10 protein-coding genes and 1 tRNA gene are annotated in these 12,365 nt (G+C 39.8%); 10 read left to right on the forward strand and 1 reads right to left on the reverse strand.

What is annotated here, in order from left to right; all coding sequences use genetic code 11:
- Window positions 1-98: 98 nt before the first annotated feature.
- A complete protein-coding gene (gene nagZ, locus BMX63_RS11235) occupies window positions 99-1,799 on the reverse strand; it encodes a beta-N-acetylhexosaminidase (RefSeq protein WP_093135579.1) in 1,701 nt (566 codons plus the stop codon).
- A 126-nt stretch (window positions 1,800-1,925) separates the two neighbouring features.
- On the opposite strand from nagZ, the gene BMX63_RS11240 reads away from it, so the two are divergent.
- The 10 genes from BMX63_RS11240 to BMX63_RS11285 all read left to right on the forward strand — a co-directional run bounded on the left by BMX63_RS11240 (window position 1,926) and on the right by BMX63_RS11285 (window position 12,365).
- Window positions 1,926-1,998 (forward strand) — tRNA-Ala (locus tag BMX63_RS11240).
- Window positions 1,999-2,528: 530 nt separating this feature from the next.
- On the forward strand, window positions 2,529-4,280 hold the full coding sequence (locus tag BMX63_RS11245) for a LysM peptidoglycan-binding domain-containing protein (RefSeq protein WP_177167272.1): 1,752 nt from the start codon (window positions 2,529-2,531) through the stop codon (window positions 4,278-4,280).
- A 135-nt stretch (window positions 4,281-4,415) separates the two neighbouring features.
- Entirely contained in the window at window positions 4,416-4,604 is a 189-nt protein-coding gene (locus BMX63_RS11250; protein ID WP_093135585.1) for a PLD nuclease N-terminal domain-containing protein, read from the forward strand.
- Window positions 4,605-4,606: 2 nt separating this feature from the next.
- Window positions 4,607-5,515: an ABC transporter ATP-binding protein gene (locus BMX63_RS11255; RefSeq protein WP_093135588.1), complete on the forward strand. Its 909-nt coding sequence runs from the start codon at window positions 4,607-4,609 to the stop codon at window positions 5,513-5,515.
- Window positions 5,515-6,285 carry an ABC transporter permease gene (locus BMX63_RS11260; RefSeq protein WP_093135590.1) on the forward strand — a complete coding sequence of 257 codons (771 nt, stop codon included), beginning with the start codon at window positions 5,515-5,517 and terminating at the stop codon, window positions 6,283-6,285. Before BMX63_RS11255 ends, BMX63_RS11260 begins: the two co-directional genes overlap by 1 nt.
- Window positions 6,286-6,715: 430 nt before the next feature.
- On the forward strand, window positions 6,716-7,711 hold the full coding sequence (locus BMX63_RS11265; protein WP_093135593.1) for an ABC transporter ATP-binding protein: 996 nt from the start codon (window positions 6,716-6,718) through the stop codon (window positions 7,709-7,711).
- On the forward strand, window positions 7,708-8,694 hold the full coding sequence (locus tag BMX63_RS11270; protein ID WP_093135595.1) for an ABC transporter ATP-binding protein: 987 nt from the start codon (window positions 7,708-7,710) through the stop codon (window positions 8,692-8,694). Before BMX63_RS11265 ends, BMX63_RS11270 begins: the two co-directional genes overlap by 4 nt.
- 41 nt (window positions 8,695-8,735) lie before the next feature.
- Window positions 8,736-10,379, forward strand: a complete 1,644-nt coding sequence (locus BMX63_RS11275; RefSeq protein ID WP_093135598.1) for an ABC transporter substrate-binding protein — start codon at window positions 8,736-8,738, stop codon at window positions 10,377-10,379.
- Window positions 10,380-10,448: 69 nt separating this feature from the next.
- A complete protein-coding gene (locus BMX63_RS11280; RefSeq protein WP_093135601.1) occupies window positions 10,449-11,453 on the forward strand; it encodes an ABC transporter permease in 1,005 nt (334 codons plus the stop codon).
- A 15-nt stretch (window positions 11,454-11,468) separates the two neighbouring features.
- Window positions 11,469-12,365 carry an ABC transporter permease gene (locus BMX63_RS11285; protein ID WP_093135603.1) on the forward strand — a complete coding sequence of 299 codons (897 nt, stop codon included), beginning with the start codon at window positions 11,469-11,471 and terminating at the stop codon, window positions 12,363-12,365.

Genomic DNA, 12,365 nt, shown 5'->3' on the forward strand with positions numbered 1-12,365 from the left:
AAAAGGACTGCTTCTGTGGTGACTCCCAAAAGTTAGATTTTCACTCTAACTTTTTGGGGGCACCACATTCCCTTAATTTTCGGAAGCAGTCCTTTTTATTAATTCGCTATCTTCTTAATGGATTCGTTAAGCTCGGCTATATCTTGATAAGCAACTTCCTTATCATTTAGGCCATATTTCTGCTTTAAAGCTATTATTCGATTGACGCTCTCATTGATTCGTTCTTCCCCTATTTCACCAACAGTAACCGCTTGCTTCATCGCTTCGAATGTTTCCACGATCTTATCATAACCTCGGCTCACTAATATAATATCGCTTCCTGCTTTGACGGATTTCACTGCGGCATTCCCAGTGTGATAATGGCCATCAATTGCATCCATTACCATATCGTCGGTTATCACGACACCATCAAAATTTAACTCATTTCTCAATACATCAGTAATAATCGGCTTGGACATCGATGAAGGATATTCTTCATCCAGCTGTGGAAATAATATATGCGCCACCATTACCATATCTGCACCCTCATTAATTGCATTGGTAAATGGAATTAATTCCATTTGTTGAAGCTCTCTTACGCTCTTATCAATCTTCGGTAGCTCTAAATGAGAATCTACTGATGTGTCACCATGACCAGGAAAATGCTTGATTACTGAAATAACATTTTCATCCGCCATTCCTTTAATCGTCTGGACTCCAAGCTTACTTACTAAAGAAGGGTCATTACTAAAGGAACGGTCCCCAATAACTGGATTATTCGGATTACTATTCACATCCATGACAGGTGCAAAATTTAAATTCATTCCAAAAGCCTTTAATTCCTGCCCTAAAATTTTTCCAATCTGATACGAAAGCTTAGGATTCTCTCGCTGGCTGATTTCTTGATTTGTAGGCAGTCCTTCAATTCCAGGTAGCCTTTCTACACGACCACCTTCTTGGTCAACCGATAAAAATAACGGAACTTTATTGGATGCATTGGTCCGCTTTAACCCATTCACTAAATCAAGCGATTGGCCAACACTGGTTAAATTCTCACTGAAGAAGATAACTCCTCCAACTTTATAATCCTCAATTAATTTTATCGTTTCTGGATTAGTCGTTGTCCCTTCAATCCCAGCCATAATCATTTGCCCAATTTTTTCATCAAGACTCATGGATTCCACTAGACTAGGGGCATCCATTTCAATATTCGCTACATCTGTGTAAACGGAGATATGATGAACAGCAGGATTTGGATTAGCGTCAGTTGGAAGTGGTAGAATCCATTTTAACTGGTAATTCTCACTCACATTGTAAACAAGAATAATTTGATCTACCTGTTCATCTTCATAGTACCGTTCTTCATCTGGATTTCCTTTTTCTTGTTTAATGTCCTCTAGCTTTATCTCTTGCAAATCATTATGAAAGGAACGAACGTCAAATACAGTGTTTTTCGTATACCCAAAGTTTGTGTCCTCATAATCGATATAAACCCCATCACCAGCTGTTATCGAGTTCAAAGGCTCTCCCCACTCACTTTTAATTTCACCAATATTTGATTTTCCAGCAATAACCGATTCCCCCGGCACTCTCCCCTCTATTGCACATTGAAAGACCTCGTCAACAAGCTCTATTGAGGAATTATCCATTGGTTCTTCTTTATCATCAAAATCGTCCTCTATTTCTGATGCATCATTGGCATTATTCGTCTCATTAGCATTATCTGCATTGTCATACAGAAGTGTATGATTTAATAGAAAAGCTCCTAAAATAAAGAGAAAGACTAACACAACTCCAGTATAAAAAAGCGTTTTTTTCATGCGTAACTCGCTCCCCTGTAAAATCCACGTACTTTATTAGACGAACTGATTACTCAATTTGTCTCACACTTTTATAAAATCATATTGATAAAATTTTTTAGTGGGACTATAATGAAGGTATACTTTGGGGCATTAGCTCAGTCGGGAGAGCGCTTGTCTGGCAGACAAGAGGTCAGCGGTTCGAGCCCGCTATGCTCCATTATTCTTAAATCTCCTGTCTTACAAGGGATTTGATTTTCCCTCTTTTCTCCTATTTGAGTATATGTTAAAAAATATTTTTCCCCGTTCGACAAAACACAATTACGAATCGCAATAAAAAAGAAATTGTAGAGCCTTCCAGGTCAAAATAGACCTAATTACTATATAACATTTGCTTACATTCATTTATTAATCATGAAAATTAGTTTATTCCAAAATTCCAATCATGCCGTTTCAACTTCTGGTTAATCAAACAGAATTTCATCTCATTACCAAGCTTAGAAGCTTAAACCGACGAAACTTCTAAACCTTAACAAAAAAGCCAGTCCCCCTTATATCCTCCACCAAATCCATAACTGTCTCCCTTCTACATTTTTAAGCAGAAGATCACCAGCAGAGATTAGCATAGTTCATGTTTAGCATCTGCTTTTCCCATTTTCATCCACAATTTTTCCAATATTTTAGCCCTTTCTCCAACTTCTTAAGTGGTAACAATAAAAGTACATTCACTTAAAGAAGAGGAGAATGATGATGTTCCAAAATCATAAATTAGAGAAAACCGACGATGGTTATAACGTTATATTATATCTTGAACCAAACCAGACCGAATTTGCAAAAGAACTGGGAGCTGGATATGATCCGACTTTAGAAACTGACTTAAAAAAAGGTGCCGTTCATTATTTACGGACTAAAGTTCCCAATCTGAGAGTAAATGTCGTAAAAGTTATGATGGGATCGATGATTATTGCATCTATTCCTCTTACCCAAGGAATGTTTGCCAATCCTGCTGAAGCAAGCAGCATTACGAAGGTTAAAAGTCAAAACCTTACTTATACTGTCGCAAATGGAGACACCCTTTATTCGATAGCAAAGAGATTTAATATAAACGTTGATGATATCAAAAAAGCGAATAATCTTCCCGGAAACACCATCAAAACAGGGCAATCCTTAACGATTCCGACGGCATCCTACACGGTAAAAGGCGGAGACACCCTTTATCGTATTGCTCAAAATCATCAAACCAACATTGATGTGATTATGAAGGCAAATCACTTCACTGAGCCCACAATTTTTGCCGGGCAGAGCTTATTCATTCCAACTTCTATCCAAAAAGAAGAAGAAGCCACCCCTCAACCAGTATTAGTAGACTCATCCCATACTGTTGAGGCTGGCGATACACTCTATCGTATTGCTAATCAATATGGTATTTCTGTAGATGAATTGAAACATGCAAATGGGCTTACATCCAATACAATTGGGATTGGACAAACATTAGCCATACCGAAACCACAGGAAAATGAAACGCCTAAGCAATCAACGAACTATTCTGTACAAGCCGGTGATTCTCTCTTTCTAATTGCTAAAAAATTTGGTACATCAGTGGATCAAATTAAACAAACAAATGGATTAACGTCAATTTTAATTCGGATTGGACAAGTGCTGACCATCCCAGCTGCTCAAACCCAAACTGAAAAACCTGTTTTAGCTGATGATGCTACCTATACCGTAAAAGCTGGTGATACGCTGATTGGTATTGCAGCTTTCCATAACACCACAGTTCAGGCCATTAAAGAAACAAATGGACTCCCTTCTGATAGGATTCGTGTTGGACAAATATTAACCATACCAGGTCACGTCTCAGAACCTGGTACAGACAGAGAAACCCAAGAATCAACCCCTACAAAACGAATTACGTATAAAACACATACCGTACAAGCAGGTGATAATATTTGGGCATTAAGTACAACATATGGTATCCCACAGGCTGAGCTTTTAAGGGCTAATAACCTGACGAACAACTCCACATTATCGATAGGTCAAACGCTCAGAATCCCGGTTCATGAAATTGGCGTACATCCAACAGTCAGCGAAAGGCATGGTGAATATCTGGATTGGTGGACAGAAGCTCAATACGTCTTCCCAATAGACATAACTGCTAAAGTTACTGACTTTACTACAGGTATATCCTTTTATGTAACACGAACAATTGGGGCGAATCATGCAGATGTTGAGCCTTCGAGTTCAAAGGATACAGAGATTATAAAAGAAATCTGGGGAGGAGATTTTAGCTGGAAGGAACGCGCCGTACTGGTGGAGGTTAACGGTCATAGAATTGCAGCTTCCATGACATCTATGCCTCATGACATTGAATATATTAAGGATAATAACTTTAATGGTCACACAGATATTCATTTTAAAAATAGCACCCGTCACAATGATGGTCAAGTTAATCCACGGCATCAGGAACAAATTCAAATTGCTGCCGGTTTAATCCAATCTTAACCAGGATTAGACTGGCAGCTCTTTCATTTGACTCCAAAGCTGATGAACATAATTTGTTAAACCCATTTTAAAAACTTTAATGAAACCATTTATCAGTACACAACGTATTGCCTAAGAAAAAGGAGTTTACAGGATATGTTTGAAATAAACTGGGCGTTACTTGCTCCCTTATTTATTGTGGAATTCATATTATTAGCTGTAGCACTTATTGATTTAATCCGAATAGATGAAACAAATGGACCAAAATGGGTATGGGCAGTTATCTGTATTTTCATTAGTATCTTAGGACCTGTTCTCTACTTTATTTTCGGAAGGAGGCCATAGGCATGTCTTTAATGGAAGTTGATGGTTTAACAAAAGCATTTGATGGAAAGGAAGTGGTCAAAGATTTATCTTTTGGTTTAAAGACCGGAACATGCGTTGCCCTTCTGGGTCCAAATGGTGCCGGGAAGACGACTACATTGCGTATGCTTGCCGGATTTACCCATCCTACTGCCGGCACTATACAATTTGATCAGCAATCTCTAACCACAGATATTCGTCAATACGTTGGCTACTTACCTCAATTTCCCACTTTTCATACCTGGATGAGTGGCCTGGAATTTTTGGTTTACGTCGGGCAGTTATCTTATTTAACGAATGCTGAGGCAACAGATCGTGCCAATGAATTACTTGAAAAAGTAGGCCTGGAGGATGCCAAAAAGCAAAGAATCAAAAAGTATTCAGGGGGGATGAAGCAGCGTCTCGGAATTGCGCAGGCCCTCATCAATAAACCTAAACTTATTATCCTCGATGAACCTGTTTCAGCCCTTGATCCAATAGGTAGACGCGAGGTATTAAACCTCATGATGGACTTGAAAAAGGATGCCACCATCCTGTTTTCAACTCATATTTTAAATGATGCTGAAGAAGTTAGTGATGAACTTTTGTTACTTCATCACGGTGAGCTTGTAGAACAGGGAGCATTGGAAAATTTAAATCATCTTGATCAAACAGGAAAAATTCAATTGAATTTTTCCGTCTATCCGGAAAAATTGGAGAGCCAATTGAAAAACTTATCTTCCATTAAGCATATAAAGCCTGTGGGACAAGGCGTAGAAGTCGTTGTGAGTGACATGGATGTTGCCAGAATTGAAATTTTACAGTTAGTGATGACAAAGGAATGGCCGCTAACGAAATTTGAGCAGGCAAAAACCACATTAGAAGATGTGTTTATGAAGGTGGTGAATTCCTGATGCAATGGTCAGTTATTTTTAAACGTGAAATGATGGAATACGTTCGAAGTATTAAATGGATTTGGGTTCCGATCGTCTTTTTTATTTTTGGAATTATGGATCAGATTACGATGTATTATTTACCTAAAATTATTGATGCTACAGGTGGTATGCCTGAAGGAGCAGAAGTAAATATTCCTAGTCCTCCACCAGCAGAAGCTTTATTTATGAGTATTAACGAAATGAACACGCTAGGGATTCTTATCATTGGTTTACTTTCGATGAGCCTTATAGCTGGAGAGCTAAAAAGTGGTGTATATGAACTGGTTCTATCCAAACCAGTGAAGTACGCAAATTATGTCACAGCAAAATGGGCTGCCCTTTCTACGTTAGTTCTGGCTTCCTTTTTTATTGGGCTATTAGCTGGATGGTATTATACCAATATCCTTTTTGGAGAGCTTGCCATTGATAAATTCCTTGTCGCCTTTTTAGTATATGGCCTTTATTTATTGTTTTTCATCACCATTGCAATCTTTGTAAACACGTGGTTTAAGCGACCTGGCATGGTGCTCTTCTTGTCTATTTTACTCATTATTTTCGTCAACATCATAACAAGTATCCTCGGTCATTTTTTAACTTGGAGTCCTGGTCATATATCCTCTTATGTCAGCACGTATCTTTTTACAGGGAATATAACGACTGAGATGTGGGGGACAATTGGAACAACAATCGTATTGATTATTGGGCTGCTTTATGCAGCTGTTGAGGTTTTGAAAAGGAAGGAATTATAGAAGATTTATTTTAGCCTGGATTCATAATCCAGGCTTTTTTTGTTCTCATTGGTTTTATTATGGGCCTTAACGGAAATAGAGGTTTTTTTCTTTGCCTTTATGTTGATTGTTGGCTTACTTTTGCCCTTTATGTGGCGATAAAGATTATTTGCTCCAAAGCTCATTTATTTGCCTGTCTAGTGATTATAGATATTTATGTGTTATTTGCCTCATTTCTCCATTTATCTTTTAGACACACATTCTTATTAGCCTCCAATCCCAGCCTTTATTTGCCAGCTTTCCCCCAGTACAGGACTCCGAACTCATTGATCCTCCCGGTAAGTCCTTCTCCCCATTTTTCCATTCCCTGGCATAAAAAGAGGAATTCCAGCATATCCATTTTACAATAAGACAAGCGTCGACCAATTGAAGCTCAGAAAGGCGGGTTGTCATGAACGATGAAGCCATTTTAGAAATTAACGGACTTAAAACCTCATTCTTTACCGATGACGGCGAAGTACCTGCAGTAGATAACGTTAATCTCCATGTCAAAAAAGGAGAACTACTAGGTGTTGTCGGAGAATCGGGCTGCGGAAAGAGTGTTACATTCTTATCTGTTATGGGGCTCATTCCCCAGCCACCTGGAAGGATTGTAGATGGTAACATTTTTTTTGAAGGAACAGAATTGACAAAGCTTCCTGAACGTAAAATGCGCTCGATTCGCGGAAATGATATCGCCATGATTTTTCAAGAACCTATGACATCTTTAAATCCGTTATTTAAAATTGGCAATCAGCTGACCGAGGCGATTCGAACTCATCAAAAAATCGATAAAGCAACAGCTAAAGAACGGGCAATGGAAATGTTAAAGCTGGTGGGATTGCCGCGCACAAATGAACTAATAGACACCTATCCCCATGAATTGTCCGGGGGGATGCGTCAGCGGGTAATGATTGCCATGGCGATGATTTGTAATCCTAAAGTGCTAATCGCCGATGAACCTACAACGGCTCTTGATGTCACCATTCAAAAACAAATTTTAGAACTCATGAAAAATCTCAACGAAAAATTAGATACAGCCATTATTATGATTACACATGATTTAGGGGTTGTGGCTGAGGTGTGTGACCGTGTAGCCGTGATGTATTCCGGCAAAGTGGTTGAAACCGCGGATGTTAAAACGTTATTTCAGCATCCTAAGCACCCTTATACCAAAGGACTGCTAGATTCCATTCCAGACATACGTCAGAAGAGTAACCACTTATATTCCATCCCAGGAAATGTACCTAAGCCAGGATCTATTAAAAGTGGATGCCCTTTTGCACCTCGTTGTGACTACGCTTTTGACAGGTGTCTAGCTGACAGTCCTGAATTATATCCGGGTGAAAATGACGATCATGAGGTTCGATGCTTCCTTCATGCACAAGAGGAGAGTGAAACCCAATGAACACTTTAATGGAGGTCAAAAATCTCAAAAAATACTTCCCGATAAACGGTGGTGTTTTTGGTCGACAGGTTGGTGAAGTGAAAGCAGTCGATGATATCTCCTTCTCTGTTCAAAAAGGAGAAACCCTCGGATTAGTAGGAGAAAGCGGCTGTGGAAAATCTACTACGGGACGATTGCTGTTACGTTTACTTGAAGCAACAGAAGGATCGGTCACCTTTGAGGGAAAAGAAGTTACCAAAATGTCGAAAAGGGAATTAAAAGAACTGCGTGAAGAAATGCAATTAATTTTTCAGGATCCGTTTGCCTCCTTAAACCCGAGACAAACCGTACAGCGTATTTTAGAGGAACCTTTGAAAGTTCATCATATCGGAACAAAAAAAGAACGAAAACAGCTGATTCAGGAAATGATTGAAGTTGTTGGGCTTGATTCCTATCATGCGAAGCGTTATCCCCATCAGTTTAGCGGCGGGCAGCGTCAGCGAATCGGGATCGCGAGAGCATTGATGACAAAGCCGAAATTGATGATTGCCGACGAACCTGTTTCCGCTTTAGACGTATCCATTCAGTCACAGGTTTTAAATTTATTAAAGGATTTACAGGAAAAGTTTCAGTTGACGTATATTTTCATCGCACACGATTTAAGTGTTGTAAGACAGATTAGCGACCGGGTCGGAGTCATGTATTTAGGAAACTTAGTCGAATTAGCAGATTCCCAAAACATTTATCATCAGCCCCTCCACCCCTATACCCAGGCACTATTATCAGCTGTACCGATACCAGATCCAGAGTTTAAGAGTGAACAACAGCATTTATTAGATGGTGAACTTCCAAGTCCATCTAACCCGCCAAAAGGATGCCCATTCCATACAAGATGTCCCGCACGCATGAATATTTGTAAGGAAGTTCGTCCTGTATTTCAGGAAAAGGAAAATAGTCATTATGTTGCTTGTCACCTTTATGAACAAAATGACAAGCAACAATGACATAAAAGCTTATCATTATGATAAAACAAGGGGGAAAACGTATGCCAAGAAAATCTTGGATCCAATTGATTCTATTCGCCTTTATCCTGTCTATCGTCCTCATTGGATGCAGCAATGATGAAGGGGAATCAGACAAAACGGAGGAGCAATCGGAAGTGGAGGATACATCAGAAGAAGCAGGTGATGAAACGAACAAAAATACTTTAATTTATGCAAGAGGCGGAGATTCGACCGCTCTTGATCCAATTACAACAACGGAAGGAGAAACCTTCCGTGTAACGAAAAACATTTTTGAAACTTTGCTTAACTATGGTGAACAGGATACGACCATTCAACCAGGTTTAGCAAAAGAATGGGAAGTATCTGATGATGGTTTAACCTACACCTTCCAGCTTGAAGAAGGGGTCAAATTCCATGATGGCACTGATTTTAATGCCGAAGCTGTTGTGTATAATTTTGAACGTTGGATGAATGGGGATGCAGAAGAATTCCCATATTATACGATGTTTGGCGGCTATAAAGGAGATGAAGGTCATGTGATTGAGAGTGTGGAAGCAACAGGGGAGTATGAAGTAGTGTTTACGTTAAAACGCCCTCAGGCTCCATTCCTTAAAAACCTGGCCATGAGCCCGTTTGGTATAGCTAGTCCATCTGCCCTTGATGAAATGGGGGCTGAAGAGTTTAACCAAAATCCAGTCGGTACAGGACCATTTAAGTTTGTAGAATGGGCACGAGAAGAACGTATTGTGTTAGAAAAGTTTAATGACTACTGGAAAGATGGTCTCCCTAAATTAGAAGAGGTCGTCTATACGGTTATTCCCGATAACTCAGCACGTCTCAATGCTCTAAAAACAGGTGAAGTTGATCTGATTGATGGCCTAAATCCATCAGACATCCAACAGGTTGAAGATGATTCGAATCTACAAGTGATTGAACGTCCATCCATGAACGTCGGTTATCTCGGGATGACTGTTAATCGTGATAATCCGCTTTCCAATAAAACCGTTCGACAGGCTTTAAGCCACGCCGTACCAAAACAGGAAATTATTGATGCCTTCTATGCTGGTTATGCTGAGCCGGCTAAAACAGTCATGCCTCCATCCATTCAAGGATACAATGATGAAATTGAAGATTACGAATATGACCCTGAAAAGGCCAAAGAGCTGTTAGCTGAAGCGGGCTACGAAGATGGTTTTGAATTTGACTTATGGTATATGCCAGTGCCTCGACCATATATTCCTGAAGGCGAAAAAATTGCCGAGGTTATTCAGCAAAGCTTTGCTGAAATTGGTGTTACAGCCAACCTGCAAACCGTAGACTGGGCTACTTACATTGAAGATGCAGCGGCCGGAGAATTCGATGCTTTCCTACTGGGTTGGACCGGAGACAATGGGGATGCCGATAACTTTATTTATACATTGCTTGATAAAGACAGCATAGGCAGTAACAACAATACTCATTACGCAAACGATGAATTACATGACATTTTGATTGAAGCCCAAACAATTACCGATCAGGAACAAAGAAATGAGCTCTATAAAAAAGCACAGGAAATCATTCATGAAGATGCACCATGGATTCCACTCGTTCACTCTACTCCAGTTGTTGCCGCTAAAAGCTCTGTAACAGGTTATGTTCCTCATCCAACAGGTTCAGAAGCAGTTACTAAAACAGAATTTAAATAAGTAAAGTCTATCCTAAGGGGGAGTGCACTGCTCCCCTTTTTTTCCATCATAGATATGGGAGGTGAATGCATGACAGCATACATCATACGGAGAATATTAATGCTCATTCCTGTTTTATTTGGTGTCAGTTTACTGGTCTTCTCCATCATTTATTTAATCCCGGGTAATCCAGCTCAGGTCATTTTGGGACAAAGAGCCACTACAGAAGCGATTGCGGAGGTAGAGCGACAGTTAGGGCTTGATCAGCCCTTTTATATTCAATATTTCAGTTATATCGGTGATTTACTTACTGGGGATTTAGGTACTTCTATCAAAACAAAAACTGCCATATCTGAAGAAATTTGGCCTTATTTAGCTGCGACGATGGAGTTAACGCTTGTTGCTATGGTCATTGCGATTTTTGTTGGGGTTAACGCAGGTATTATTAGTGCATGGTTTCATAATTCCTGGTTTGATTATATCGCTATGATATTAGCCCTGATTGGTGTATCCATGCCTGTCTTCTGGTTAGGGCTTATGGAGCAGTATGTATTTGCTGTCCGGCTAGATTGGTTACCTTCTACTGGCCGTTATGATCCTTCAACAGTTATTGACTCCATTACCAACTTTTACTTAATCGATACACTGATACAAGGAGAATTTGGGAAATTCAAAAACCTTCTTTCCCATATTATTTTACCTGGTGCAGCTCTGGCAACCATACCCATGGCCATTATTGCTCGTATGACCCGCTCTACAATGCTTGAGGTTATGAAATCTGATTTTATCCGTACAGCTCGTGCAAAAGGACTTAATAACATCTGGGTCGTATACAAACATTCATTACGAAACGCTGTTATTCCTGTTCTGACCGTTGTTGGACTACAAACAGGCTTATTATTAGGTGGGGCGATTTTAACGGAAACGATATTTGGGTGGCCTGGTATAGGTCGCTATATATATGACGCCATACAAGCCCGTGATTATCCTGTTATTCAGTCTGGAATTTTAATCATTGCCACTATTTTTGTCATCATTAATTTAATTGTCGATCTCCTCTATGCAGCCATTGATCCACGTATTAAATATAAATAGAAAGGAGGAAGCAGAATGTCTGAACCTGCACAACAGCCTGTTCAGCAAAAAATCGTTAAAAAAGAAAAGCCATCGTCTCCCTGGAGAGATGGATGGCGGAGTTTTAAGAAAAATAAAATAGCCTTAGCTGGAGCGATTATCGTCTTTGGTTTTGTCCTTATTGCTATATTTGCCGATTTTCTTATGCCCTATGGTCATAACGATCAGCAGCTTATTGATCGATTTCAGCCACCTTCCTCCGAGCATTGGTTTGGAACTGATGATTTTGGACGAGATGTATTATCACGCGTCATATTAGGAGCAAGAATATCCTTAATGGTAGGGTTTACTGCAGTTATTGGCTCTGTAATTATTGGAAGTATTTTAGGAGTCATCGCCGCTTACTATGGCAGATGGGTAGATACACTTATTTCAAGAATATTTGATATTATGCTTGCTTTCCCAAGTATCTTATTAGCGATTGCCATCGTAGCTATTTTAGGGCCTGATTTGCAAAACGCCCTTATTGCTATTGCTATCGTCAACGTACCGAACTTTGGACGACTGATTCGATCTAAGGTTTTAAGTGTGAAGGAAGAAGAATATATAACCGCCGCAAGAGCTATTGGGATGAGTGACTTTCGTATTCTGATTCATCACATTATTCCTAACAGCATAACTCCTATCATCGTCCAAGGAACCCTTGCGATTGCAACGGCTATTGTAGAAGTTGCTGCCTTAAGCTTTTTGGGACTGGGAGCGCAATCCCCCGATGTGGATTGGGGAAAAATGCTAGATGACTCTAAAGCCTATTTAGTCGACGCCCCATGGACGATGATTTTCCCGGGTCTTGCTATTATGCTGACCGTTTTAGGCTTTAACTTAATGGGCGACGGACTCAGAGATGCCATGGACCCCAAAATGAAAAATTAG

The sequence above is a fragment of the Salinibacillus kushneri genome, from assembly GCF_900111405.1.
Lineage (GTDB): Bacteria > Bacillota > Bacilli > Bacillales > Alkalibacillaceae > Salinibacillus > Salinibacillus kushneri.